A 26,293-nucleotide genomic window follows, 5' to 3' on the forward strand; every position below is an offset into this window, starting at 1 on the left:
GGGCAGGCATCGTGATAAAGCCGTTAACGATTTATCATCATGACATTACTGACGTTTTCAGGAGTGCGCGGGTGTATTAACAGGGCGTGAATTCGGTAACGAACGGTAAAAAAGATGACCGGTAATATTCCTCCCCCGCGGGGAACGGAGGAGGAAAACAAATCAGGCTTCGATCAGGGTTTGCCCCAGATAGTGATTTTCATCCGGGATGCCCGGCAGCGTAAAGAAGAAACCGCCGCCGACCGGCCGGATATATTCCTCAAGCGGTTCACCGTTCAGGCGTTTTTGTACCGTCAGGAAACCTTTCTCAAGATCGTGCTGATAGCAGACAAACAGCAGCCCCATTTCCAGTTGCCCGGAATTGGTGACGCCCAGCGAATAGCTGTAGCCGCGACGCAGCATCAGGTTGTCGTCGGTTTCTTTGGTGCGCGGATTGGCCAGACGAATATGCGCATCCAGCGGGATCACCTTCCCTTCCGGATCTTTGCTGTAATCCGGCACATCATGCTCTTTTTCCATGCCCAGCGGCGCACCGGTCGCTTTGTGGCGACCAAAAATCGTCTGCTGTTCCTGAAGTGGCGTGCGATCCCAAAACTCAACGTGGAACGGGATCAGACGCGCCGCCTGATAACTGCCGCCGGTCGTCCAGCCCGGTTCGCCCTGATCGGCAGTTACCCAGATGGCTTTGTCCATCAGCGGTTTATCTTTGGCATCCGGGTTAGCCGTGCCGTCCTTAAAGCCCAGCAGGTTAACCGGCGTTTCTTTGCCCTGGCTGCGCGCGGCGTGGGAAGAAATAAATCCGTCACGACGCCAGCGCACGCTGAGCAAATCCGGCGTGTACTTGATGATGTCGCGCAGCGCGTGAACCACGGTGTCGCTGTTATTGGCGCAAATCTGTAACAGCAAATCGCCGTGGCAGAGTTTGGCATCAAGGGAATCATTCGGAAAACGCGCCATGCGCTGCAATTTAAGCGGTTTGTGAGCGGCCAGCCCGAAGCGTTCGTCAAACAGCGAATCGCCCACGGAAAGCGTCATGGTCAGATTGTCCGGGTAGATTTCCGCGCCCATTACGCCCGAATCCATCGGCGGGAATTTCGGATCTACCGATGGCGCCGTGCCGCCGGTAGTCAGAAAGACAAAACGGGTATCGAGCAGACGGAATAGACGCTCGAGATCGGCTTTGGTGGTCGCGAGAACATCAAACGCCACCAGCATCATTGACGCCTGCTGCGGCGTTAAAATCCCTGCCTGATGTTCGCCGTAATAAGGCTGCTTGCCCCAGCGTTCATCGGGAGAAACGGTTCCCGGTGTGTACTCTTTTTTGGCACCCGGTGTTTTTTCTGCCTGCGCACCGGCCGCGCCGCCGAGGGCAAATGCCCCGCCTAACAATCCCACGCCTTTGAGTAAACGGCGGCGTGAAGAAGAAGTCGCGTCCTGTTGTACGGACTTATTATCGTTTTTATTGCTCATTGCTATGCCTCAGGAATTTAAAAGCTCCCTCCCCGGCGAAGGGGAGGGTTGGGGTGGGTATTAAAGCAAAATCAAAAAGTTGAAGTGTGCATCAGCCATTGTATGGTCTGCTAAACCCCCTCCCAGCCTCCCCCTTCGCAGGGGGAGGAGTATCAATCTAAACCTAAAACACCGCGCAGCTTGGCTAAATCTTCTGCCAGCGTCGTGATCGGCCCTTTCATCGCATTACGGTCAGCGTCGGAGAGTTTCTCGTAGTTTTCGTAACCGTCTTTGGTTTTGTATTTGTCCAGCAGGGTATCCACGGTTTTAAAGTTCGCGTCGATTTTATCCAGCAGCGGCTTGTCGGCTTTTTCCAGCAGCGGACGCAGCAGGTTCACGATTTTCTGCGCGCCGTCGAGATTTGCACGGAAATCCCACAGGTCAGTGCGGCTGTAACGGTCTTCTTCACCGCTGATTTTGCTCGATGCCACTTCTTCGATAAGGCCTGCTGCACCGCCGACCACTTTGTTCGGCGGGAAAGTCAGGTCAGTGATACGTTTTTGCAAATCAACGGTGTCGGTATAGAGCTTGTCAGCAAAAGGCTCAGCGCCTTTGGTGGTTTTGTCGGCGAACAGGATTTTCTCAAGACGGTGGAAACCGGTGAAATTCGGGTCTTCGGCTTTCTTTTCGAAGTCATCTTCACGGGCATCGATGCTGCCGTCGAGGTCTGAGAACAGCTCGGCGATCGGTTCGATACGTTCGTAATAAACGCGGGTAGAGGCGTACAGCGCCTGCGCTTTCGCCAGATCGCCCTTCTTAATCGCATCCGTGAACGCTTTGGTGTGGGAAACCAGTTCAGCAACCTGTTGCGTCACATACACTTTGTATTCCGCAATCGGGCCAACCAGCGCCATGGCGTCAGGTTTTGCGGAGGTCGCCGCGCCTTCCGCCGTGACGGTCAGTTTGCCTTTCGGATTGCTCAGCAAGCCGCAGGTCATGTCGTATTCGCCCGGCTCCAGATTGGCGGTCATTTTCTGCGTGAAGCCCGGCGCCACGTTTTCACGCTCTTCCACCACCATCACGCCTTTCAGAATTTCCCATTCCAGGTTTTTCTGGCTGTTGTTATGGATAACAAACTGCGTTTTACCGGCCGGCACGGTCAGCGCCATCGGTTCACATTGTTTGTCGTTAACAGCAATTTTGACCTGACGGACATCAGCCGCCAGCACATTAGCGCTCAGCGCAAAAGCGGGCAGTGACAGCAGCGCGACCTGTAAAGCTTTACGGCGAAACAGCGGGGATGAATATGACATGTACCACTCCGTGACAAACTGTGTGAATAGAGAATGTATGAACAACAATATTGTTAAAAATCAGCGTTGTGTTTTTTGTCCGGCCGGAGCCGTGACGGCTGATTTTCCCTGAGGCATAAAGAACAGGAACAGCGCCGGGATCAGGTACAGGAAATACACCGCGACTTCACTGACGGTCGGCGCTTCCTGATAACCAAACATCCCTTCCAGCAAGGTACCGAACAGGGAATGCGTGGACAGCGTGCCGCTGAAATCAAACGCGATATCCTGCATGCTGTTCCACAAACCGGCTTCGTGGAAAGCGCGGATAGCGCCGGCCGCCAGACCTGCCGCGACGAACAAAATAAACAGGCTGGTCCACTTGAAGAACTTCGCCAGATGCAGCTTCACGCCGCCGTAGTAAATCAGGAAACCCAGCACGATGGCCGCGCCCAGACCGAGTAACGCACCGATGGGTGCTTCAATGCCGACATCCTGCTGGAACGCCGCCAGCAGGAAAAATACCGATTCCAGCCCTTCACGCGCGACCGCGAAAAACACCATCGCTACCAGCGCCCAGCCCTGACCGCGACCGGAATTGAGCGCGTTATCAATCGCGCCTTCCAGATGCACTTTGATGGAACGCGACACCTTGCGCATCCAGAACACCATGTAGGTCAGAATGCACACCGCAATGACGGCCACAATGCCTTCAAACAACTCCTGCTGCTTTTGCGGAAACTCGCCGGTGGTGGCGTTGATGAACAGCCCCAGCGCCAGACACAGTGCTGCAGCAATGAACACGCCAATCCAGACCACACCGAGCCACTGCCCGCGCTGCGTCCGTTTAAGGTAACTGGCGATCAGGCTGACAATCAGCGCCGCCTCCAGCCCTTCGCGAAACATAATGAGAAACGGAACGAACATAGCGGAAACTCCCGAACCCTGAATTCTGAAGACTTACAGATGTGTAAGGACTCTGTAAAGAAAGGTAAAAAGAAACGATATTGATTATCATTCCTGGAAAAAGAAATACAAGAGGTGACGGGCTCTTTTTTGAAACCTGTCGGGGAAATGCGCACGAAAAAACAGAAAACCGGGATCAGGACGATCCCGGTTTATCACGATAACGCGGGGAAAATCAGAGAGTGTTGTATTCCGCTTCGGCAGCGTTGAAGCGCTCTTCGACTGCCACGGAAGGTTTACGCCCCATCAGGCTGACCACCCAGATGGCGATCGAAGCAAAAATAAACCCAGGAATGATTTCGTACAGTTCAACCCAGCCGTAACTTTTCCACAGAATCACCGTCGCGGCGCCGATGACCATTCCGGCCAGCGCGCCGTTGCGGGTCATGCGTTTCCACATCACGGAAATCAGGATCACCGGCCCGAATGCCGCGCCAAAACCTGCCCAGGCGTAGCTGACTAAACCGAGCACGCGGTTTTCAGGGTTGGCGGCCAGCGCAATTGCCACCAGCGCGACAACCAGCACCATCGCGCGACCAATCCACACCAGCTCACGCTGGCTTGCGCCTTTGCGCAGGAACGCCTTGTACAAATCTTCGGTAATCGCACTTGAACACACCAGCAACTGGCAGCTCAGGGTGCTCATCACCGCCGCCAGAATGGCCGACAGCAAGATCCCGGCAATCCACGGGTTGAACAGGATTTTCGCCAGCTCGATGAATACCCGCTCAGCGTTTTGCGTCACATTGCCCGCTACTGCCGGGTTATTGCTGAAATACGCAATCCCGAAGAAGCCCACGGCGATGGTGCCCGCCAGACACAAAATCATCCACGTCATGCTGATACGGCGTGCGCTGCGGATAGTGTGATGCGAATCGGCGGCCATAAAACGCGCCAGAATATGCGGCTGACCGAAATACCCCAGTCCCCAGCCGAGCAGGGACAAAATCGCCACCAGATTCATATTCTTGAACATGTCGGTGTATTCCGGATTTTTCGCCTGAATCACCAGCATCGAACTGTCAATGCCGCCGACCGCGAGGATGACGATCACTGGCGTCAGGATCAGCGCGAAAATCATCAGGCTGGCCTGCACCGTGTCAGTCCAGCTGACTGCCAGAAAACCGCCGATAAAGGTATAAATGATGGTCGCTGCGGCACCCGCCCACAGCGCGGTCTGATAAGACATCCCGAAAGTACTTTCAAACAAACGCGCACCGGCAACAATCCCGGAAGCACAGTAAATGGTGAAGAACACCAGGATCACGACAGCCGAGATAATACGCAGCAATTTGCTGGAATCTTCGAAGCGGTGCGTGAAGTAATCCGGCAGCGTCAGCGCATTATTGTTGGCCTCGGTGTGAACGCGTAAGCGCCCCGCCACCAGCTTCCAGTTCAGATACGCGCCAATCGTGAGGCCGATGGCAATCCAGCTTTCGGAAATACCGGAAAGAAAAATCGCGCCCGGTAAACCCATTAATAACCAGCCGCTCATGTCAGAAGCACCGGCGGAAAGTGCCGTCACCACGCTGCCTAAGCTGCGGCCACCCAGAATATAATCATCAAAGTTTTTGGTCCGTAAATACGCGATGAGCCCTATCAAAATCATCCCGAAAATATAAACACAAAACGTCACCAGCATCGGTGTGTTCATTGTCATGTCCTTCTCCACTTTCTTATTTTTTGCGATACGTGTTTGCAATGCAGGCCGGCATCTGTCTGTCCTGACACACCTTTTTCAAAAGGCGGCCAAAATCATGCCGGGGCGAGATGATGGCTGAAACCCGCGAAGGATGCAGCATGACTCTCCATTTTTTTTCTTTTTCAGCGTACTTAATGTGGTTTTTATTCAAATTAACTGTCGGTCGCGATACTGGTTGAGTGATCGCTACATTTCAAATGTTTTAACATTTTGGATACGTAAAATTTACGACGCATCACATTTATGATGAGAGCGGGTTGCACGTTACATTTCCCTCAGTTGCACCTTTAACTTTGAGGTTATTAAGGCGGTTACCGCGAATAACCTGTCTTTCCTACGTTGATTCAATGTTAAAAATGCCAAATAAATCACATCAGGCATACTTCGCGCATTAACAGGGTTGCACAAGGTTGCAACATAGAAGATATTGCTTGCCATAAAGATAATGAATTCACCTGAACCTTTTCATATGGAGTGGTTGCGTATGGGTATGACGACGATGGGCGTGAAGCTGGACGAAGGCACACGCGACAGGCTAAAAATTGCGGCTCAGCAGATTGACCGCACGCCGCACTGGCTGATCAAACAGGCGATTTTTTCCTATCTGGAACGTCTGGAAAATGGCGATTCGCTGCCGGAGATCCCGGCGCTTAATGGCGCAGCGCCTGGCGACGCGGAAGAGCCCGCCGGTCAGCCGGTGCAGGAAATGCATCAGCCGTTCCTTGATTTCGCCGAGCAGATTTTGCCGCAGTCGGTCAGTCGTTCAGCCATTACCGCCGCCTATCGCCGCCCGGAGCCGGAAGCCGTTTCCATGCTGCTCGAACAGGCCCGTCTGCATGCTCCGCTCAACGACGCTGCCCTGAAACTGGCCGCCGAGATCGCCACCAAACTGCGTAACCAGAAAAGTGCAAACGGCCGCGCCGGTATGGTGCAAAGCCTGTTGCAGGAATTCTCCCTGTCCTCGCAGGAAGGCGTGGCACTGATGTGTCTGGCCGAAGCATTGTTGCGTATTCCCGATAAGCCAACGCGCGATGCGTTAATCCGCGACAAAATCAGCAACGGTAACTGGCATTCACATCTGGGCCGCAGCCCGTCGCTGTTCGTCAATGCCGCGACCTGGGGTTTGCTGTTTACCGGCAAACTGGTGGCGACACACAATGAAGCCAGCCTGTCGAAATCCCTGAACCGTATTATCGGCAAAAGTGGCGAACCGTTGATCCGCAAAGGCGTGGACATGGCGATGCGCCTGATGGGCGAACAGTTCGTGACCGGCGAAACCATCGCGGAAGCGCTGGCTAACGCGCGTAAACATGAAGAAAAAGGTTTCCGTTACTCCTACGACATGCTGGGTGAAGCGGCGCTGACCGAAAAAGACGCGCAGGCGTATTTGCAGTCATATCAGCAGGCGATTAACGCGATTGGTAAAGCCTCAAACGGTCGTGGCATTTATGAAGGGCCGGGCATTTCAATCAAACTTTCCGCCCTGCATCCGCGCTATAGCCGTGCGCAGTACGAACGCGTGATGGAAGAGCTTTATCCGCGCCTGCTCTCGCTGACGCTGCTGGCGCGCAGTTATGACATCGGCATCAATATTGACGCCGAAGAAGCCGACCGTCTGGAAATCTCCCTCGATTTGCTGGAAAAACTCTGCTTTGAGCCGGAACTGGCGGGCTGGAACGGCATCGGCTTCGTTATTCAGGCTTACCAGAAACGCTGCCCGATGGTCATCGATTACCTGACCAATCTGGCGCAGCGCAGCCGTCGCCGCCTGATGATCCGTTTGGTTAAAGGCGCGTACTGGGACAGCGAGATTAAGCGCGCCCAGATGGACGGACTGGAAGATTATCCGGTTTACACCCGCAAGGTTTACACCGACGTTTCCTATCTGGCCTGCGCCCGCAAACTGCTGGCGGTGCCCAACCTGATTTATCCGCAGTTTGCGACACATAACGCGCACACCGTGGCGGCAATTTATCAGCTGGCCGGTAACAACTACTATCCCGGTCAGTACGAATTCCAGTGCCTGCACGGCATGGGCGAACCGCTGTACGAGCAGGTTGTCGGCAAAATCAGCGAGGGCAAACTGAACCGCCCTTGCCGCATTTATGCCCCCGTCGGCACGCATGAAACGCTGCTGGCGTATCTGGTGCGTCGTCTGCTGGAGAACGGTGCGAACACCTCCTTCGTTAACCGTATCGCTGACGCCACCTTGCCGATTGACGAACTGGTTGCCGATCCGGTTCTGGCCGTCGAAGCGCTGGCCGCCAGCGAAGGTCAGGTCGGTTTACCGCATCCGCGTATCGCGTTGCCGCGCAATTTGTACGGCGACAAACGCGTGAACTCTGCCGGGCTGGATATGTCGAGCGAACACCGTCTGGCGTCGCTTTCCAGCGCCCTGCTGCAAAGCGCCAGCCATCCGGTGAAGGCCCAGCCGATGATTGATGCACAGACCGATGAGGGCGAATTCCTGCCAGTCATTAACCCGGCTGAAAACGGCGATATCGTCGGTTACGTGCGTGAAGCCACGCAGGACGAAATCAGCCGTGCGCTGGATGCGTCCACCGCCGCCGGTGCTATCTGGTTTGCGACGCCTCCCGAAGAGCGCGCCGCAATCTTGCAACGCGCCGCAGAATTGATGGAAGCGCAGTTGCAAAGCTTGCTTGGCGTGCTGGTGCGTGAAGCCGGAAAGACTTTTAATAACGCTATCGCCGAAGTACGTGAAGCGGTGGATTTCCTGCACTATTACGCAGGCCAGATCCGTGAAGACTTTGCCAATGACTCGCACCGTCCGCTCGGGCCGGTTGTGTGTATCAGCCCGTGGAACTTCCCGCTGGCGATCTTCACCGGGCAGATTGCCGCCGCCCTCGCCGCAGGCAACAGCGTGCTGGCAAAACCGGCTGAGCAAACGCCGCTGATTGCCGCGCTGGCCGTGGGCATTTTGCATGAAGCCGGTGTTCCGACGGGTGTGCTGCAACTGTTGCCGGGCCAGGGGGAAACCGTGGGCTCGCAACTGGTGAACGACGAACGCGTCCGCGGCGTGCTGTTTACCGGTTCCACCGACGTGGCAGGAATTTTGCAACGCAACATCGCCGGTCGTCTGGATCCGCAGGGGCGTCCGACGCCGCTTATCGCCGAAACCGGCGGCCTGAACGCGATGATTGTGGACTCCTCCGCGCTCACCGAACAGGTGGTGACCGATGTCGTGGCATCAGCTTTCGACAGCGCCGGTCAGCGCTGTTCCGCCCTGCGCGTGGTGTGTATTCAGGACGACGTCGCCGACCATACGCTGCAAATGCTGCGCGGCGCGATGGCCGAATGCCGCATGGGCAACCCTGAACGGTTGTGTACCGATATCGGGCCGGTGATCGACGCCGAAGCCAAAGCCGGTATCGAGAAACACATCGATGCCATGCGCGCCAAAGGCCGCACGGTGTATCAGGCCACGCAGGAATTTGCCGCCGATCAGCAGGAATGGACGCGCGGAACCTTCATCAAACCGACGCTTATCGAGCTGGAAAGCTTCGATGAAATGAAGAAAGAAATCTTCGGCCCGGTACTCCATGTGGTGCGTTATGCCCGTCAGGATCTGGATAAGCTGATCGGTCAGATTAATGCCGCCGGTTACGGCCTGACGCTGGGGATCCATACCCGCATCGACGAAACCATCCACCGCGTGACGCAGCAGGCGCACGTCGGCAACATGTACGTGAACCGCAACATGGTCGGCGCTGTCGTGGGTGTGCAGCCGTTTGGCGGTGAAGGCTTATCCGGAACCGGCCCGAAAGCCGGTGGTCCGCTATACCTGTACCGCCTGCTGAGCAGCCGCCCGCAGGACGCCGTGCAGCAAACGTTATTGCGTCAGGATCGCGAACTGCCGCTGGACACGTCTGTACGCGAAGCGTTACTGGCACCGCACCGCGCGTTGCAACAATGGGCGACGGAGCAGAAACATCGCGAAGACCTGATTGCCGTGTGCGAGCGCTTCGCACAAACCAGTCAGGGCGGCACTTTGCGTACCCTGCCGGGGCCAACCGGGGAACGTAACACTTACGCATTATTGCCGCGTGAGCGCGTTCTGGCGTTGTCAGACAATCAGGATGATGCGCTGACCCAGCTCGCCGCCGTCACCGCGACCGGTTGCCGTATTCTCTGGCCGGATGCGCCGTTACAGCGCGAACTGTTCAGCCAGTTACCGCAAGCGGTACAGGAACGTGTCGATTTCGCCAAAGACTGGCAGAACGAGGCACCGGTATTTGACGCAGTGATTTACCACGGCGACGCCGATCAGCTCCGCGAACTTTGTCAGCTTATCGCCAAGCGCCCTGGCGCGATTATTTCAGTACAAGGGTTTGCGCGCGGCGAAGATAACATCCTGCTGGAGCGTCTGTTGCATGAGCGTTCACTGAGTGTGAATACCGCGGCAGCGGGCGGGAATGCGAGTCTGATGACAATCGGGTGATAGATTGCAGAAGCCGCTGCAATTGGGCGGCTTTTCACTTGCAGTGAGGCACCAGGACTCTGACCGGGGAAGTTTCGGTTTTTCACTTGCAGTGAGGGGCTGTAACTATGACCGGGAAAGTTTCGGTTTTTCAATAACTGTGTTCACTTAACCTGCTGCGTCGAAACCGACCAAAGAGGCCCAGGACGGGGCCTCTTTGGAATCTCCGCGTCTTTCTAACTGCGCGCTATCGCTCGCTGGCTATGTTTCAGGGGCCAGCGCTATTGCCGCGAAAACTTGCCGCTGCGCGGTACCCTCACTCGGTTTCGAGCCACAGGTCTCGAAACACTTAGCTCGGCAAGCTTTCTGAAAGCGGCTGGAGGCTTTTTTAAAAGATAAACCATTCTGCTTTTGAATTTAGATAAGCCCCTGGCCGCTTTCAAAACGACGTCGAATGAACGGTGAGAAACAGCGAGAGTCTTTTTTCAAGCAGGTTCGAACCTGAAGTGAGAGTACCGCGCAGCGGCGGCGTTTGCGGCACTAACCGGAGTTGCTGAAACATGGCCAGCGAGCGTAGCGCGTGTTGAAAAAGCGTGGGGAAATCCAAAAGGGGAAAAGCACTTTCCCCTTTTGGTCGGTTTCGGCGCCTGCCTCTGAGTGATAGCTGTTCTTGAAAAACCGAAACTTCCCGGTCAGAGTCCTGGTGCCTCACTGCAAGTAAAAAAACCGAAACTTTCCTGGTCCTGTAACCGAAAGCCGCCATGTGCGCGGCTTCTTCACAAGGAAACACCTCGATCATATTCGAACTGCTTATCAGCAGACCGAATTGTCATTAAAACGTCATAACTCTGACTTAACCTACCGGTAACAAAATACAACAATCTGTGTTTTTTTATTTCTGACGGTTTATCAAAAGGAGTTTTGACCATGCAACAACCTCTCTCCCTGCTTGCCCACGCACTCTCTGCCGCCCTGCTGGTTTCCACATCCGCCAGCGCTTTCGCCGCTGAGCCGGACGCCCTGACAGACCGCGCAGCAAAAGGCGTGCTGACTGAACCGGGTGGCGCTCGTCGTCTGAGCGGTGACCAGACGGCAGCGCTGAAAGCTTCGCTTTCGGATAAAACGGTGAAGAACGTAATCCTGCTGATTGGCGACGGAATGGGCGATTCTGAAATCACTTCCGCACGAAATTATGCAGAAGGCGCAGGCGGTTATTTCAAAGGCATCGATGCCCTGCCGCTGACCGGTCAGTACACGCATTATTCTCTGGATAAAAAGACACAGAAACCAAGCTATGTGACGGATTCCGCCGCCTCAGCCACCGCCTGGACGACCGGCGTAAAAAGCTATAACGGCGCGATCGGGGTGGACGTAAACGGTAAAGATCACCAGACCATTCTCGAGATCGCCAAAGCCGCAGGCAAAGCGACCGGCAACGTCTCGACGGCAGAATTGCAGGACGCCACGCCAGCCGCCCAAATCGCGCATGTCACGTCCCGTAAATGCTATGGCCCGGAAGAAACGGCCGAAAAATGCGCCAGCAACGCGCTGGAAAATGGCGGACGCGGTTCCATCACTGAACAGCTGTTGCAGGCACGCGCCGACGTCACGCTGGGCGGCGGCAAAAAATCCTTCAGTCAGTTGGCGAAAGCCGGCGAATTCAGCGGTAAATCTCTGAAAGACCAGGCGCTGGCGCAAGGTTATGTGTGGGTAGAAAACGCCGACCAGTTGAACGCTATCACACAGGCCGACCAGAAAAAACCGCTGCTGGGCTTATTCGCCGACGGCAATATGCCGGTACGCTGGCAGGGTCCGAAAGCCACGTATCACGGCAATATCGATAAACCTGCCGTCACCTGCGAAGCCAATCCGCAGCGCACCGCAGAGATCCCGACGCTGGCCGCGATGACCGAAAAAGCGATCGACCTGCTGAAAACCAATCAGAACGGCTTCTTCCTGCAAGTCGAAGGTGCGTCGATTGATAAGCAAGATCACGCTGCCAACCCTTGCGGTCAGTTTGGTGAGACGGTAGATCTGGATGAAGCGGTGCAGAAAGCCCTCGAATTTGCCCGTCAGGATGGCAATACGCTGGTGATTGTGACCGCCGATCACGCGCATTCCAGCCAGATTATCGAAGCCGACGCCAAAGCCCCCGGCCTCACGCAAACGCTGACCACCAAAGATGGCGCGCCGATGACCATCAGTTACGGGAATTCCGAGGATGACTCGCAGGGTCACACCGGGACTCAGTTGCGGATCGCCGCGTTCGGGCCACACGCCGCAAACGTCGTCGGGCTGACCGACCAGACGGATTTGTTCTATACCATGCGGGAAGCAATGAATATTAAATAAGCAGGAGGCCGCTGCTTTGGCGGCTCAAAACCATTGTTTTGGATTGCCATCCAACGTGGCATCTGGTTTTAACTGGATCGCGAAAGTTTCGGTTTTTCAATTGCAATGATCGCTCAGCGGCTACCGCCGAAACCGAAATTTACTCGGTCAGCTGTCAGCCCTCACTGCAAGTGAGAAACCTAAATCTTCCCGATCCAGTGACTGAAAGCCGCCTTGTGCAGCGGCTTGTGCACAAAACTGAATCTAGTGCGCCAGAAACTTCTCAAGGAACTGCTTCGTCCTCGCATGCTGCGGGTTCGAGAATAGCGCCTTCGCAGGCCCCTGCTCTACGATCTTCCCCTGATCCATAAAGATCGCCCTGTCCGCAACATCGCGCGCAAAGCTCATCTCGTGGGTCACGATGACCATGGTGCGGTGCTCGAGCGCCAGCGCGCGGATGGTGTTGAGCACTTCGCCGACCAGTTCCGGGTCGAGGGCAGAGGTCGGTTCGTCGAACAGGATCACTTCCGGGCTCATCGCCAGCGCGCGGGCAATCGCTACGCGTTGTTGCTGACCGCCGGAAAGGCGACGCGGGTAAGCGTTTTCCTTGCCGCTTAATCCGACTTTTTCCAGCAGCTGACGCGCCGTCGCGATGGCTTTCGCCTTCGGTTCGCCCTTCACAATCACCGGGCCTTCAATAATGTTTTCGAGCACAGAACGGTGCGGGAACAGGTTGAAGTTCTGGAACACAAAGCCCACCTGCTGACGCAGTTCGCGGACTTTATTTTTTTGTTTGCTGATCGGCTTGTTGCCGTCAATTTCGATATTGCCGACTTTGATCGTGCCGCCGTCCGGCTCCTCCAGCAGGTTAATGCTGCGCAGAAGCGTCGTTTTTCCCGAACCGCTCGGCCCGATAATCGCGACGACTTCACCGGCATTGACCTGTAAATCGATACCGTGCAAAACCGTCTGGCCGTGGAATTTCTTCGTCAGTTGCTTAACGTCAATGGTACTCATGAAGGCTCCTGATCCTGGCGGTTAACGCGGTCTTCCAGACGGTTTTGCAGGAAGGATAAAACGGTCGCCAGCACCCAGTAAATAATGGATGCGGCCAGATACATGGTGAACACTTCCAGCGTGCGGGAGGTGACCAACTGAGCCTGACGGAACAGTTCCGGCACCTGAATGGTCGCCGCCAGGGAGGTATCTTTCACTAATCCGATAAAGCTGTTGCCCAGCGGTGGCAACGCAGTACGTGCCGCCTGCGGTAAAATCACGCGGCGCATCGTCTGCCAGGGGTTCATGCCGATACTTGCCGCCGCTTCCCACTGCCCTTTTTCAATTGACGAAATCGCCGCTCGCAGGGTTTCAGAAGTATAAGCCGCGGTGTTGAGTGAGAGGCCAATCATAGCCGCCGGAATAGGATCCAGTTCGATACCAAACTGTGGCAAACCGTAGTAAATCATAAACAGCTGTGCAATCAGCGGTGTACCGCGAAATACGGAGACGTAAAAACGTGACAGCCACGACAGTGGCCAGAAATGCGAAAGGCGCATCAGCGCCAGCATAAAGCCTAATATTAACCCGAAGACCATACCGCCCAGACTCAGCTGGAGGGTAAACAGGGTTCCTTTCAATAAAAATGGTGCTGAATCCAGCACCAGTTGAATACTTTCTTGCATCCGATAAAGACCTTTTGGATGTGTATCCTGAAACAACCCGGAGCAAGATCAGCTCCGGGTTTAACGGATAATTATTTGGTGACGTCAGCCCCGAACCACTTCTCGGAAATTTTGGCTAAAGAACCATCTTTTTGCATTTCTGCAATCGCTTTGTTGATGGCGGCCAGTAATTCAGGGTTGTCTTTGCGGATCGCAACACCGGATTCCAGACGGGAGAACGGCGCACCGGCAACGGCTAAGGTGTTGTTGGTTTTCTTCACCAGATCCAGCGCGGCCAGGCGGTCAACCAGAATCGCATCGGTACGGCCTACGCGCAGATCCTGATATTTCGTCGGGTCATCATCATAGGTACGAACGTCCACGCCCTGAACATTCGCGCGTAACCATTGTTCGTAGTTGCTGCCCAGACCCACGCCCACTTTCTTACCTTTGAGATCTTCCGGCTTGGTGATTGAGCCTTCGTTACCTTTTTTGGTCAGCGCCTGAATACCGGAAACGGTGTACGGCGTGGAGAAGTCATATTTCTTCTCACGTTCAGGGGAAATGGTCACCTGGTTGATGACAACGTCAATACGTTTGGATTCCAGAGAAGCCAGCATGCCGTCCCATTTGGTCGGTTGCAGCTTCGCTTTCACGCCCATATGCTGTGCCAGCGCATCGGCGAATTCCACTTCAAAACCGGTCAGTTTGCCGTCTTCACCCTGGAAACTGAACGGAGGGTAAGTCCCTTCCAGACCGACGATCAGCGTGCCGCGGTCTTTCACTTTTTTCAGTAAGCCTTCATCAGCAAAGCTGTTGGTGACCATACCGGCTGTCAGGCTGACGGCCACAGCACCCAGAAGTAAACGACGACGCAATGTGGAAAAAACCATATACACCTCAGTTATTATCGATGTTAGAAAGTTATATATCTGACGATTTGCGCACAGTAGCACCCGCCGCGAGAGTTATCAGGAATATAATTTCATAATCTTAGTGCAAAATTGCATAAGCGTACTGTATGGCATCACACTTGCGGATGATACGCAAACAGTGCCGGCGCGCCGCCGGTATGGATGAACAGGATCGGGCCTTCGTCCGGGAATAATCCGCGTTCGATGCCGTCGAGCAAACCGGCCATTGCCTTGCCGGTATATACCGGATCCAGCAGCATCGCTTCCTGCTCCGCCAGCAATTTCACCGCCGCCATTCCCGCTTCATTCGGCTCACCGTAGCGCGGTGCAAAATAATCATCCCACAAAACGATTTGCGGTATTTTTTCATCAAACTGCAAACTGGCAGCAACGTCACGGGCAATGGTTTCCACCTTCGGACGCTGCGCGCCGGCTTTACGTGACACCGTCACGCCTATCAGTTGTGTATCCGGCATTAAATGCTGCAATGCGACCGCCAGCCCGGCGTGTGTCCCCGCACTGCCGGACGCCACCACGATTGCGCTGAAATCGACGAAACTCGCGGAAGACTGTTCAGCAATCTCCAGCGCACACCGGACATATCCCAGCGCACCCAGCGCATTCGAGCCGCCGACCGGCACAACGTACGGACGAAAACCTTGCCCTTCCAGGCGCTCAGCTAATTCTGCCAGCTGCGCCGTCGGGTCGTGCAGTTCATCGCACATCACCACTTCGGCATTGAATAAATCCAGCAACAGGCGGTTGCCGTTGGTCAGATAATTGGCTTCGGTGGTGCCAATCGGGTTTTCCAGCAACGCAACGCATTTCAGGCCCAGTTTCGCCGCCACTGCCGCCGTCTGACGGACATGGTTGGACTGAATCGCGCCTGCTGTCACCAGCGTATCCGCACCTTCTGCCAGCGCGGCGGCGGCCAGATATTCCAGTTTTCTGAGCTTGTTACCACCCATCGCCAGCGGCGTAATGTCATCGCGTTTGATATAGATGTCACGGCCCGTGAACTCAGAGAGACGGTGGAGTTTTTCTAATGGCGTGCAGTTGCCCAGTAAATCAATACGATCAAAGGCTTCCAGCCGGGTTTTAAGCAAAGCAATTTTAGCAGGCACAGTGTTCCCCTGACGCACAGCCGCAAGGCCGGCGAAGTCGTGATAGTCGAAGCAGATGTATTTGCGCAGAATGGTTATGAAATAAGTATATAAAGAATTAATACTTTATGCGGACAGATTCAAGACAAAAAAACAGGCCCCCGAAGGAGCCTGTTTGCGTTTTGTGTGTCAGTCTGTAAGAGCGCCGCTTACGCGGATTTCTGCCAGGCCAGATACTGGTCGTATTTGCGCAAAGCAATACGGTAGTTATCGTGGCCCGCCACCGGCAAATCACTGATGATCCGCTGGTGGATGCTGTCCCCTGAAAGCTTATCGAGAGGATAGTTATTTGCTGACAAGATTTCATCCAGACGGCGGAGGCGGACAACATACTCGCGCACCGTGCTGTGGTTCATCTCTGTCTGCTCAAACAGATATTGCTTAAACGCCATGATGTCAAAATATGACGAATGGCTGTTACAGCTTATCTCACTGCAAAAACGACACAGAGCGGTCAGTTCCTGCGACAGGTTGTGCCACACGTCATCATCAATAGGCTGGTCCATCTTGGCGATGGCCTCTTTATTGATGATTTGCCCGCGAAACACCAGTGCCATCCTGTCGAGTTCTTTTGCACACTGTGAGCAATGAGTCTGACTGTGTTTAAAATCTTTAAGATAACGGCTTAAAGGCCTTGTTTTGATTCCCGCTGGCATAAATTTATTCCTGATAAGGGATATAAAATGTATAACCGGCCAGGAAAAAGCGGATCAGTGGTCGTTGGCCAGGCGGCTGCGTAAACGCTTAATCGCCTGACTGTGGAGCTGGCTTACGCGGGATTCCCCGACATCCAGTACCGCCCCGATCTCTTTTAAATTCAACTCTTCCTGGTAGTAAAGCGTAAGTACCATCTTTTCCCGTTCTGGTAACGCATCGATAGCTTCCATCACCCGGTGGCGTAAATTGCCCTCCAACAGATGATGTAACGGGTTGGCCTCTTCGTGCCCTTCCATCAATGCCTCGGCAGTATCGCCGTGCTCTTCGCGCCATTCGTCATAAGAAAACAACTGGCTACTGTTCGTATCCATTAATATCTGCCGGTATTCCTCGATGGGAATATCCAGTGCCTGCGCCACCTCTCCTTCACTCGGTGGTCGCCCTAATTTTTGTTCTGCGTTATGCATCGCCTGAGACACTTCACGCGCGTTACGTCTGACGCTGCGCGGCACCCAGTCGCGGCTTCGCAACTCATCAAGCATCGCGCCACGGATACGCTGGACGGCATAAGTGGTAAACGCCGTACCCTGCATCGCATCAAAACGCTCAACCGCATTTAACAGGCCGATCCCTCCCGCTTGCAGTAGATCATCAAGCTCTACGCTGGCGGGAAGCCGCACCTGCAAACGCAGGGCTTCATGGCGCACGAGCGGAACATAGCGCTGCCACAAAGAATTTTTGTCTATCACGCCGTCGGCGGTATACAGATCGCTCACTGTCGTAACCTGGCAAATTGAGGGTCAGTATCATTGTGCCAGTGGTAATCCCCATTCAATCGCCTGAATAAGGACTGAAAAGCGCGGTTATTTTGATTATGTCTCGCACTTTCTGTTTCAGACCCGCAGGATTACCAGGATCGCAATCGCCTAAAAAACAATCACAACATAAAGATTATCCTAAATTATACCAGCGAATGCGTTTCATTAATCGTGGAAAAAGGTAAATTTTGGTTAAAAAAAACCCCGCCGGAGCGGGGTTTGTTCTGTTTGTAACCGGACTGCTTATATTGTCGCCAGCGACAATTATTGCAGCAGGGACAGTACAGACTGAGGAACCTGGTTAGCTTTAGACAATACTGAAGTACCCGCCTGCTGCAAGATCTGTGCTTTAGACATTGCAGAAACTTCTGTTGCGTAGTCAGCATCCTGAATACGGCTCTGTGCAGAAGACAGGTTAGTGGTGGTGTTGTCCAGGTTGGTGATTGCAGAATCGAAACGGTTCTGAACCGCACCCAGTGAAGAACGGAAGGTGTCAACTTTAGCGATTGCAGCGTCGATTGCTTTCAGTGGATCAGAAGTTGCCACACCGGTGTAAGCGTTGGTGTTAGCTGTATCAGAGATGTCACCGATGGTGCTTGCCACGTTAGCAGTACCAGTAGCGCCGCCGTCAGTGATAGCGCCTGCTGCAGTTTTGTAGTCTTTACCCTGAACGGTCACGTAACCTACTGCTGCGCCAGTCGCGTCTGCGCCAACTTTAACCAGTTTGCCAGTCTGAGTACCTGCAGTAACACCGTTGTCAGTGTCAGTGTAAGAAACGTCAGTGGTGTTCAGAGTTACAGCACCAGTAGCGTCATCTACAGAGGCTGCGTAGTTATTAGTACCATCAGAAACAACGTAAGTTGCAGTGGCTGCGCCTGCTGCTGTCTGAACGTTTTTCAGAGACAGTTTGCTTGCGTCCAGGCCCAGAGAAGTGGCAGCTGCAGACAGGTCAACGTTTTTCAGGGAGCCGCTTGCGCCAACCTGAGTGATAGCATCGCTGGTTTTCAGAGCGTTGCTTGATACAGAGAAACCGTTCAGACCCAGAGTAGTAGAGTCGATTTTTTGCAGGTCGATGGAGATAGTCTGGCCGTCGTTTGCGCCAACCTGAATTTTCATCGTCTGGTTAGAAGCCAGTACGTTCACGCCGTTGAACTGAGTCTGACCAGATACGCGGTCGATTTCAGACAGACGTGAAGTGATTTCGTCCTGGATTGAGGTCAGGTCAGAAGATGAGTTGGTGCCGTTGGCAGCCTGAACTGACAGCTCACGGATACGCTGTAAGTTGTTGTTGATTTCGCTCAGTGAACCTTCAGTGGTCTGCGCAACGGAGATACCGTCGTTGGCGTTACGTGAAGCCTGAGTCAGACCGTTGATGTTAGACGTGAAGCGGTTAGCAATCGCCTGACCAGCAGCATCGTCTTTTGCGCTGTTGATACGCAGACCGGAGGACAGACGCTCGATAGCGGTGCTCAGAGCGGACTGGGATTTGTTCAGGTTGTTCTGAGTCATCAGAGACAGCGTGTTGGTATTGATAACTTGAGCCATGAGTGTATTCCTTCAAATCTGGTTAAGGGTTCGGGCTTATTGCCCACGGCGTTCATCACCGTCCAAACTTGTATCGGCGCTACTCCGGCAACCTTTAGAATTATTTCTCAAAAAAACCCGATTTCTTACTTTGAGAATTACCCTTCCTTATAGGCGCTATTCACGCCATTACTTTTTGTTGCGATCTATTAAACTTTTTCTCCGTCGTGCCGATAGGGCTTAAAGACTCTTATACAACCCGTACAAGGATACATATGGCCACTGTCTCTTCATTAGGTATCGGCTCAGGTTTAGATCTCTCCACTTTGCTGGATAACCTGACCACCGCAGAAAAGGCGCGTCTCACGCCAATCACCACGGCACAGACCAGTTACAGTGCTCAGCTGACCGCTTACGGCACGCTGAAAAGCGCAGTACAAACCTTTGCCGATGCGGCGACGGCATTGTCGTCTACCAATACTTACGGCGCGACGACGGCAACGTCTAACAACACCTCGGCATTCAGCGCGACCACCAGCACCGGCGCGGCGGCAGGTAAATATTCCGTTAACGTGACACAGCTGGCGGCATCTCAATCTTTAATCTCTGCCACGCAAAGCAGCAGTACGGCAGCATTAGGCTCAACCACTACCGGTAACTCGCGCACGCTGACCATCAGCCAGGGCGACGGCAGTACTCCGCTGAGCATTAAACTGACGGACGATCAGACTTCACTGACCGGCGTTCGCGATGCAATCAATAAAGCCGGCGGCGGCGTCACGGCGAGTATCGTTAAAGTGACCGACAGCAGCTACAAGCTGGTGTTGAGCGCCAACAATACCGGCACCAATTCTGAGATGACCGTCAGCGTGACCGGTGATGACCAGCTCAATAACATTATTGGTTATGACTCTTCTACCGGCACGGGTGCGATGACGCAAAATGCTGAGGCAATGAATGCCAAGCTGACGTTCAACGGCATCGATCTGGAGCGTCAGAGCAACACCATCAGCGACGCACAGGATGGGATCACCTTAAATCTGACGGGAACTACTTCCACCGCGGCCAGCCTGACAGTAGCGAAAGATACCAGTACAGCCACGACGGCCATTCAGACTTTCGTTGATGCCTACAACTCATTACAGGACACGTTCGCCAGTCTGACTAAGTTCACCGCGACCGCGACGAATACTGATACGGCTGACAGCACCAACGGTGCATTACTGGGTGACAGTGCGCTGCGCACTATTCAGACGCGTCTGAAATCCGCCGTCACTGCAGCATCAGGTTCCGGCACGATCAGCTCTTTATCCAGCATCGGCATTACGACCGACCCGGATACCGGCAAACTGGAAATTGACAGCACCAAACTGAGCACCGCGCTGACCAGTAATCCGAATGCAGTGCAGACCATGATGGTCGGCGACGGTAAAACCACTGGCGTGATGACCAATATCAGCAACCTGAATACCGGGTTCCTGAACAGTACCAACGGCACGATTGCTAACGCAGAAACGGCGGTTAACACCACCCTGAAAGGACTGACCGATCAGTACAACAAGGTGAATGACAGCATCAACACCACCATCGCCCGTTACAAAACGCAATTCACTGCACTTGATGTTTCGATTCAAAAGCTCAACAGCACGGCGACATACCTGACGCAGCAGTTCGAAGCCATGTCCTCATCAAGTTCAAGCTAGTAAGGAAACAGATTATGTATAACGCTAAAGGAACACAGGCCTACGCCCAGGTTGGCGTAGAAAGCGCAGTCATGAGTGCGTCGCCTTACCAGTTAGTCACGATGTTATTTGACGGGGCGCGCAGCGCCCTGATCCGTGCACGCATATTCATTCAACAGGGAAGCATTGCCGAAAAAGGGAAATCCCTGTCCATGGCGATTAATATTATCGACAGCGGATTAAAAGCCGGATTAAGCCGTGATAAAGGGGACCCTGAATTAGTGGATAACCTGGAAGCGCTTTATTCCTATATGGTCCGCCGTTTATTACATGCAAATTTACACAACGATCAAGAGGCCATCACCGAGGTGTTGGCCTTGCTTGAAAATATCGCCGATGCCTGGCGGCAAATCGGCCCAAACCACCACCCGTCGCAGGACCAATATAATGGATCAACATCAGTATCTGGTTAATGAATATCAACTGATCCTGTCTTTAAGCGAGCAGATGTTGCGGCTGGCGCAAGATGAAAAATGGGATGAGCTGGTCGAGCTCGAAGTCAGTTATGTGAAAGCCGTGGAAGCGACCACCAAATTACCGATGTCAGAACAGACCTCGATAATGGTTCAGAATGATATTCGCCGTTATTTACGTATCATTCTCGACAATGAAAATTTGATTAAAACGTTATTACAGGCTCGGATGAATACGCTCACCCAGCTGATTGGTCAGTCGTCCCGACAACAACAAGTGAACACGACGTACGGAAAAATTGATCTCCGTTCGATTGCTTTTGGCGATCACCAATAATTATTAAAGTACTTCTTTTGATTTATTTTTTTCCAATATTTCTTGTGCAAAAATAAGGTTTCAGGGGCAGAGAGCATACGGCTACCAGGGCTGATTCTCTCTGTCTCCTTCCGTAACACTCGCCTAAACCGGCAGCCTGTTTGTATTGGCATAAGCGGGAAGTTTTATATCAGGCAGCAAACAACAGGTTGCGGTCGTCATTTCGGGCATCATCGATATGGTTCGTAAAATAAAAGTGACTCCAGGGATAGGCACTATTTCGCTACTTATTCAGCATAGTGAGCTTTTTATTCACGATGTCTATATTAATAAGCCGCAATTAATCCTCGTGCAGAATGGAAGTCTTTCTATTACTAACCAGGAACAGCGATTCTCGCTACAGGCGGGGGAAATGCTGGTGCTCAACAGTGGACAAACGTTGAGTCTCACCCACCATCTCTCAGACAATGGCCCTTTCAGCTGCGCCATTATGGCCTGGGATCACCAGTTGCTCAGTGATGCGGGGCTCCATGCCACGGGCTTTTCAGCCCCACTGCTTTCCGTTGAAACGCTACAGGTTATTCCGCATATCCCGGTGGCTTTTAAACAGAGTTTTACCGATACCCACAGCGCCATTCTCTGGCATCACGGCCTGCCCGCGCCCATTACCCGCCATCGTATGCTGGAACAATTGCTCTGGCTGTCGCATCTGGGTGTACGTTATTCGCTGCAACACAGCGAAAGCATGGCACAACGTGTGCGCGAATTGCTGACAGATAATCTGCATAAATCGTTTACCGCCGCAGAAGTGGCGGAACAGCTGATGATGAATGAAGTGATGCTTCGCCGCCGGCTGGCGGCCGAGGATTGTGTCCTGCGCAATCTGATGATTGATGTCCGCATGACACAGGCACTGCGGTTACTGCAATGCACCGATCTGGCGATTTCCAACATTGCCCATCAGGTCGGTTACGAAAGTGGCTCCCGTTTTGCGGAACGTTTTCGGAAGCGTTTTGGCTTCGCGCCTACCGCGATCCGCGGGCATATGCGCCCCCTCTCAGCACAAACGATGACTTATAACAACTAACTCCTAAGCACTACAATGCTAAATCATGAGTAACATCACACAATAATTGATTACCAGATGTTAACCGAATATCATACACGCCGTTAATTTACGCGTGATCAGGGGTTGGCAGTGCACGTTTGGTGGGAAGTGATTAAAACGATTTATTGGGGTGGATTGGGTATTGCGGCACTGGTGACGCTTCTCGTGAGCCGCGACACGATTAAAATACGCTTGTTAACGTCCGGCATTATCGGGTTTACCTGGCCGATGAGCCTTCCCGTCGTTCTGCTCTTCTCTCTGTTCTGACGCTGTAAAACTGCGCTCATTAAAAAACCCGGCTTTCAGGCCGGGTTCTGTACAACTGTTGTTGCTACTGTTTACGTTGCTGCTAATTGCGGGTTTGCACCCAAAAGCCGTGGATCAGACCCGGCAGATAACCGCACAGTGTCAGGATGATATTCAGCAAAAAAGCACCGCCAAATCCGTTACCAATTAGCACGCCCAACGGCGGTACCAGGATGGTGATCAAAACTCTCCAGAATCCCATGTTCATCTCCCTTTGGTTATCATTGAGTTAATGATAGTTCAGGGAAACAAAGCCGCCTATCAGATGAAACTTAATTGATCATGTCCAGCATAATTTCCACGTCTCGACGCACTTTATCGAGCAATTCGACATCGCCTGCGCGGTACTCGGCATCGGTTATCTGATGGATCTGGCGCATCTGCCATCTCACCTGCGTTTTTTGCTCGTCCGTCATATTGCGGCACATCACGATGATAAAATTGCGCAGCATCAGATGTTGCATGGCAGTTTCTTCGGCATGTTTGTTAACCGACATCACTAAATCGACTACGTGTTTTTCTGCCATAGCGTGTTCCTGCTGTCGTGAAAAGTCGGTGGGAAAGTCATTAAAACCAGACTAGCATGGCAACAGTTCGGTCAAAGCCGACAGCTGATGCAAAAACACCCGCTATTTCTGCGTCTAACCTGCGCATGGACACCATCACTATGTTTTCAACCGACGACGTTTTTCAGCGTCTGGCGTCTTCCCCCTTTCGCCAGCGCTTTCATCTTGGCCCGAAAGAATACGAATATTGTATGAGTCACGGGCCCGATACCGTGGCGCAGCACGCCGCCGATTTCATTAGCCGGCGGCTCGCGCCTGCGGAACCTCAGGCCGACGGCAGGCAGACGCCGATGCGCGGCCATCCGGTGTTTATCGCCCAGCACGCCACCGCCACCTGCTGTCGCGGATGTCTGGAAAAATGGCATCGTATTGCGGCACACGCTGAGATGACACAAACGCAGCAGGATTATACGGTTGCAGTGATCCTGCACTGGATACATCAGGAAATGCAGCGGCCCGCGCCAGCCGCTAAACCGCGGAAAGCAAAATCAAAAAATTCTGACCCACAACAAATGGATTTATTGTAAGAAGCGCATCACAGTGGTAAAAAAATAAAGAGTGACAGCAGTCACAGTTTTTCAGGATTTAAGTACCCTGCTGAGTCTGTACTCTATAATTTTAAGGAATAAGACAGTTTTCTGCCGGGCAGCCTTTGCGCGCCCTTTTGTTGTCTTCTTGTGCAGTCTTTCGGGTGAGTTTTCCAGGTGAAATGAGTTTTACACTGTAGTGAGGATTATTACCCCCCATTGGGAAAAGGAGGATGCATGTCTGAGTATCATTATTTATTGATAGGTGGAAGCCGCAACGGACAACGTCATGTTGATAAACAACATCAGTTTTCGTTGTGTTTTTGGGAAGATGCATCACAAAGTGCAGAACGTGAATTTTACGGTAAACAGAACGAGCGCTATAAAGTGAAGCCTGAAAAAGGGGCTGACGGAAACTGGTATCTGGTCGGTTATTGCGGAAATTGTTCGAAAATTCAGGCCGATGAACTGACCACCCAGGCGCTCACCAAACACGTTAAGCCGATGATGTAAGAAACAAAAGTAAATTGAAAAGTACGATCGTAAACGAACCCCGCCCTTTTAAGCGGGGTTTTTGCTTTCTGAGGGTTTTCGGCCGTCAGACATTCAGCCCATGAATTCAGGCGGCCATGCCCTGAATGTTTCGGGCGTAAAAGGCGACGTGCCCACCGATCGTGAAATGCGCTTCGTGGTGCCCTAAACGTCCGAGCGGCGCGATACGGACAATCTGCCCTTCAAATTCTCCGTCCTGAATTTGCGTAATCGCCACATCCAGCTGATAACTGGCCGGATGAACGCCCACCGGGAAAGTGAGTAATTTTACGCGATCGCCCACCTGAAACCGGGTAAGCAGAGGCAGTGGTGCCTGTTCAAACAGATCCTGATCCATAGGTGACTCCTTGTTTTCCAGTGGGATTAATTACAGGATAGAATATGTTGTCGCGTCCTGCCGGATACCGGCGTGAAGCACTTCTCTCTTTACGCATTTTTTTTATGAACGACGTTTCGTACACCGCTGTTGTCCTCGCGTGGCCGCATAAAAACGTAGTTCTACACCATTGATAAGGATCCACCGTGAAAAAATTAACGCCAGAGCAATGCATTATCCTGACCGGATTTACCGGGATCCTGCATGGCGAATTCGAAGGATTTCACGAAGACTTGCAAAAACGACTGGGGCGTGAAGTTCAGACGTCAGAATTGGGATACCCGGAATTTATTGAGGAATGTCGGGCGCTCTATGAGGACGATTTTAACAATTTAATGCCAGACTGATAACAAGAAGGCCGGCCAAAGGAGTATCCTCTGCCGGCCTGATACCTGACTTAACCCGCGTGACTACGGTTTGACAATTCCGCGGATGAAATTCTCATTCACCCGGATCACATTTCCCGTTTCCACATTAATAACCTGATACTGCACCGGCGTTACCTCATCCAGAACAGCGATAACTTCAAACAAACCTGGTGTAAAAGTAAGCGTGACAAAAACGCCAACAGGATAGACAGCCATAATTTTATCCTTTCAATCATGCTCTTATAATGTACTGCTTTACCTACAGAAGTAATCATACATCAACTATTAATCACACCGAGTGATTTCATTACATACATTAATCACTCCCGATAAATGTTGCATAAAAGAAGTACAGATACGCGATAAAAAGATCAATATTTGATCAAATCAGACAACTCTGACAGACATGCACAAGACGTCATCAATTTTTACACTCTTCCGGGGCGAATGCCGGATACAGGCTTCGTTGCTCTCCCCCAGCCGCTTGTTTTCGATGTAATTTCGGTTAAGAATATGAATCCATTTTGTTGCATTGAGAGCCCGCGCTGTGAGTGCCCAGATTTTTGAAACCGATGCGAATCATCCGCATCTGACACGACTGATTGCAGAGCTGGATGCTTATCAATACCCGCTCTACCCGCCGGAATCCTTTCAGGGAATTAACGTCTCCACGCTCGAAGACGGTGAAATTTTCTGTTTTATGGCGCGGGTAGACGATGACTGGGCAGGATGCGCATGTCTGTATATTTCGCGGCCTGAAGGGCATGAAAAACCGATTGCTGAGATGAAACGGGTCTACGTGAATCCGCTGTACCGCGGTCAGGGTATTGCTTCACTGCTGGTTGATGAAATGGAAAGCAAACTGAAAACATTGGGCTATCGGGATTTGTTTTTAGAAACCGGCGTGTTTCAGGAAAAAGCCATTACCCTGTATGAAAAGCTGGGGTACGCGCGCACAGAAGCGTTTGGCGATTATCGTCTCTCACCGGATCCGCTTAGCGTGTATATGATGAAATCGGTGGCCTGATACGGTGCGAAAATGCCGGGAGAAATGCAGAAAAATATCTCCATAACGCTGCCTCGTGACAGGGTTATGGAGACGCG

Annotated in this window: 27 protein-coding genes; 11 read left to right on the forward strand and 16 right to left on the reverse strand. The window is 52.8% G+C overall.

What is annotated here, in order from left to right; all coding sequences use genetic code 11:
* Nucleotides 1–162 precede the first annotated feature (162 nt).
* From efeB to putP, 4 genes are all read right to left on the reverse strand, one after another.
* Nucleotides 163–1,470, reverse strand: coding sequence for an iron uptake transporter deferrochelatase/peroxidase subunit (efeB, locus tag M2403_RS07945; RefSeq protein ID WP_152326998.1), 1,308 nt, complete (start codon nucleotides 1,468–1,470; stop codon nucleotides 163–165).
* A gap of 152 nt (nucleotides 1,471–1,622) precedes the next feature.
* Nucleotides 1,623–2,762 (reverse strand): iron uptake system protein EfeO, encoded by a 1,140-nt coding sequence (efeO, locus tag M2403_RS07950; protein ID WP_152326997.1) that lies wholly within the window; start codon nucleotides 2,760–2,762, stop codon nucleotides 1,623–1,625.
* 60 nt (nucleotides 2,763–2,822) lie between these two features.
* Nucleotides 2,823–3,668 (reverse strand): iron uptake transporter permease EfeU, encoded by an 846-nt coding sequence (efeU, locus tag M2403_RS07955; protein ID WP_152326996.1) that lies wholly within the window; start codon nucleotides 3,666–3,668, stop codon nucleotides 2,823–2,825.
* Nucleotides 3,669–3,882: 214 nt separating this feature from the next.
* Nucleotides 3,883–5,367, reverse strand: a complete 1,485-nt coding sequence (putP, locus tag M2403_RS07960; RefSeq protein ID WP_259228882.1) for a sodium/proline symporter PutP — start codon at nucleotides 5,365–5,367, stop codon at nucleotides 3,883–3,885.
* Between the two features lie 526 nt (nucleotides 5,368–5,893).
* Here putP and putA point away from each other — a divergent pair.
* The gene (putA, locus tag M2403_RS07965) at nucleotides 5,894–9,868 is read left to right on the forward strand and encodes a trifunctional transcriptional regulator/proline dehydrogenase/L-glutamate gamma-semialdehyde dehydrogenase (protein WP_259228883.1); all 3,975 of its coding nucleotides are present in this window, start codon (nucleotides 5,894–5,896) and stop codon (nucleotides 9,866–9,868) included.
* Between the two features lie 418 nt (nucleotides 9,869–10,286).
* Here the strand turns inward: putA and M2403_RS07970 are convergent, their stop codons facing one another.
* Nucleotides 10,287–10,646: a hypothetical protein gene (locus M2403_RS07970; protein ID WP_259228884.1), complete on the reverse strand. Its 360-nt coding sequence runs from the start codon at nucleotides 10,644–10,646 to the stop codon at nucleotides 10,287–10,289.
* Nucleotides 10,647–10,774: 128 nt separating this feature from the next.
* On the opposite strand from M2403_RS07970, the gene phoA reads away from it, so the two are divergent.
* Nucleotides 10,775–12,199: an alkaline phosphatase gene (gene phoA, locus M2403_RS07975; RefSeq protein ID WP_259228885.1), complete on the forward strand. Its 1,425-nt coding sequence runs from the start codon at nucleotides 10,775–10,777 to the stop codon at nucleotides 12,197–12,199.
* Nucleotides 12,200–12,442: 243 nt separating this feature from the next.
* Here the strand turns inward: phoA and tcyN are convergent, their stop codons facing one another.
* From tcyN to M2403_RS08010, 7 genes are all read right to left on the reverse strand, one after another.
* The gene (tcyN, locus tag M2403_RS07980) at nucleotides 12,443–13,195 is read right to left on the reverse strand and encodes an L-cystine ABC transporter ATP-binding protein TcyN (protein ID WP_152326991.1); all 753 of its coding nucleotides are present in this window, start codon (nucleotides 13,193–13,195) and stop codon (nucleotides 12,443–12,445) included.
* The gene (gene tcyL / locus M2403_RS07985) at nucleotides 13,192–13,860 is read right to left on the reverse strand and encodes a cystine ABC transporter permease (RefSeq protein WP_101076710.1); all 669 of its coding nucleotides are present in this window, start codon (nucleotides 13,858–13,860) and stop codon (nucleotides 13,192–13,194) included. The genes tcyN and tcyL overlap by 4 nt, the downstream gene beginning before the upstream one ends.
* A 71-nt stretch (nucleotides 13,861–13,931) precedes the next feature.
* Nucleotides 13,932–14,732: a cystine ABC transporter substrate-binding protein gene (tcyJ, locus tag M2403_RS07990; RefSeq protein ID WP_152326990.1), complete on the reverse strand. Its 801-nt coding sequence runs from the start codon at nucleotides 14,730–14,732 to the stop codon at nucleotides 13,932–13,934.
* Between the two features lie 134 nt (nucleotides 14,733–14,866).
* A complete protein-coding gene (locus M2403_RS07995) occupies nucleotides 14,867–15,877 on the reverse strand; it encodes a D-cysteine desulfhydrase (protein WP_259228886.1) in 1,011 nt (336 codons plus the stop codon).
* A gap of 188 nt (nucleotides 15,878–16,065) precedes the next feature.
* On the reverse strand, nucleotides 16,066–16,572 hold the full coding sequence (gene fliZ / locus M2403_RS08000) for a flagella biosynthesis regulatory protein FliZ (protein ID WP_095922218.1): 507 nt from the start codon (nucleotides 16,570–16,572) through the stop codon (nucleotides 16,066–16,068).
* Between the two features lie 54 nt (nucleotides 16,573–16,626).
* Nucleotides 16,627–17,349: an RNA polymerase sigma factor FliA gene (locus tag M2403_RS08005; RefSeq protein WP_101076714.1), complete on the reverse strand. Its 723-nt coding sequence runs from the start codon at nucleotides 17,347–17,349 to the stop codon at nucleotides 16,627–16,629.
* A 306-nt stretch (nucleotides 17,350–17,655) separates the two neighbouring features.
* Nucleotides 17,656–18,936 carry a FliC/FljB family flagellin gene (locus tag M2403_RS08010; protein ID WP_152326988.1) on the reverse strand — a complete coding sequence of 427 codons (1,281 nt, stop codon included), beginning with the start codon at nucleotides 18,934–18,936 and terminating at the stop codon, nucleotides 17,656–17,658.
* A gap of 254 nt (nucleotides 18,937–19,190) precedes the next feature.
* Here M2403_RS08010 and fliD point away from each other — a divergent pair, with 254 nt between their 5' ends.
* The 5 genes from fliD to M2403_RS08035 all read left to right on the forward strand — a co-directional run bounded on the left by fliD (nucleotide 19,191) and on the right by M2403_RS08035 (nucleotide 22,761).
* Nucleotides 19,191–20,618 (forward strand): flagellar filament capping protein FliD, encoded by a 1,428-nt coding sequence (gene fliD, locus M2403_RS08015; RefSeq protein WP_152326987.1) that lies wholly within the window; start codon nucleotides 19,191–19,193, stop codon nucleotides 20,616–20,618.
* A gap of 14 nt (nucleotides 20,619–20,632) precedes the next feature.
* Nucleotides 20,633–21,070 (forward strand): flagellar export chaperone FliS, encoded by a 438-nt coding sequence (gene fliS, locus M2403_RS08020; RefSeq protein ID WP_152326986.1) that lies wholly within the window; start codon nucleotides 20,633–20,635, stop codon nucleotides 21,068–21,070.
* On the forward strand, nucleotides 21,045–21,407 hold the full coding sequence (gene fliT, locus M2403_RS08025; RefSeq protein ID WP_152326985.1) for a flagella biosynthesis regulatory protein FliT: 363 nt from the start codon (nucleotides 21,045–21,047) through the stop codon (nucleotides 21,405–21,407). The genes fliS and fliT overlap by 26 nt, the downstream gene beginning before the upstream one ends.
* Nucleotides 21,408–21,735: 328 nt before the next feature.
* Nucleotides 21,736–22,473, forward strand: a complete 738-nt coding sequence (locus tag M2403_RS08030) for an AraC family transcriptional regulator (protein ID WP_259228887.1) — start codon at nucleotides 21,736–21,738, stop codon at nucleotides 22,471–22,473.
* Between the two features lie 111 nt (nucleotides 22,474–22,584).
* Complete coding sequence (locus tag M2403_RS08035; protein WP_095922224.1) at nucleotides 22,585–22,761, forward strand: GhoT/OrtT family toxin; 177 nt, start codon at nucleotides 22,585–22,587, stop codon at nucleotides 22,759–22,761.
* A gap of 82 nt (nucleotides 22,762–22,843) precedes the next feature.
* Here the strand turns inward: M2403_RS08035 and M2403_RS08040 are convergent, their stop codons facing one another.
* Together M2403_RS08040 and M2403_RS08045 are read right to left on the reverse strand one after the other, a co-directional pair.
* Nucleotides 22,844–23,002, reverse strand: coding sequence for a YqaE/Pmp3 family membrane protein (locus M2403_RS08040; protein WP_152326983.1), 159 nt, complete (start codon nucleotides 23,000–23,002; stop codon nucleotides 22,844–22,846).
* A gap of 70 nt (nucleotides 23,003–23,072) precedes the next feature.
* On the reverse strand, nucleotides 23,073–23,327 hold the full coding sequence (locus tag M2403_RS08045; RefSeq protein ID WP_259228889.1) for a hypothetical protein: 255 nt from the start codon (nucleotides 23,325–23,327) through the stop codon (nucleotides 23,073–23,075).
* A 140-nt stretch (nucleotides 23,328–23,467) separates the two neighbouring features.
* On the opposite strand from M2403_RS08045, the gene M2403_RS08050 reads away from it, so the two are divergent.
* Together M2403_RS08050 and M2403_RS08055 are read left to right on the forward strand one after the other, a co-directional pair.
* The gene (locus tag M2403_RS08050; RefSeq protein WP_259228915.1) at nucleotides 23,468–23,893 is read left to right on the forward strand and encodes a DUF4186 domain-containing protein; all 426 of its coding nucleotides are present in this window, start codon (nucleotides 23,468–23,470) and stop codon (nucleotides 23,891–23,893) included.
* A gap of 237 nt (nucleotides 23,894–24,130) precedes the next feature.
* Nucleotides 24,131–24,406 (forward strand): hypothetical protein, encoded by a 276-nt coding sequence (locus M2403_RS08055; protein WP_152326981.1) that lies wholly within the window; start codon nucleotides 24,131–24,133, stop codon nucleotides 24,404–24,406.
* Between the two features lie 106 nt (nucleotides 24,407–24,512).
* Here M2403_RS08055 and M2403_RS08060 read toward each other — a convergent pair whose 3' ends face one another.
* The gene (locus tag M2403_RS08060) at nucleotides 24,513–24,782 is read right to left on the reverse strand and encodes a hypothetical protein (protein ID WP_259228890.1); all 270 of its coding nucleotides are present in this window, start codon (nucleotides 24,780–24,782) and stop codon (nucleotides 24,513–24,515) included.
* A gap of 185 nt (nucleotides 24,783–24,967) precedes the next feature.
* On the opposite strand from M2403_RS08060, the gene M2403_RS08065 reads away from it, so the two are divergent.
* Nucleotides 24,968–25,168, forward strand: coding sequence for a hypothetical protein (locus M2403_RS08065; RefSeq protein ID WP_152326979.1), 201 nt, complete (start codon nucleotides 24,968–24,970; stop codon nucleotides 25,166–25,168).
* 63 nt (nucleotides 25,169–25,231) lie between these two features.
* Here M2403_RS08065 and M2403_RS08070 read toward each other — a convergent pair whose 3' ends face one another.
* On the reverse strand, nucleotides 25,232–25,405 hold the full coding sequence (locus M2403_RS08070) for a hypothetical protein (protein ID WP_165057865.1): 174 nt from the start codon (nucleotides 25,403–25,405) through the stop codon (nucleotides 25,232–25,234).
* Between the two features lie 331 nt (nucleotides 25,406–25,736).
* Between M2403_RS08070 and M2403_RS08075 the strand changes: the two genes are divergently transcribed.
* Complete coding sequence (locus M2403_RS08075) at nucleotides 25,737–26,216, forward strand: GNAT family N-acetyltransferase (protein WP_259228891.1); 480 nt, start codon at nucleotides 25,737–25,739, stop codon at nucleotides 26,214–26,216.
* The last annotated feature ends 77 nt before the right edge of the window (nucleotides 26,217–26,293 follow it).

The sequence above is a fragment of the Rahnella sp. BIGb0603 genome (assembly GCF_024808755.1).
Classification (GTDB): domain Bacteria; phylum Pseudomonadota; class Gammaproteobacteria; order Enterobacterales; family Enterobacteriaceae; genus Rahnella; species Rahnella contaminans.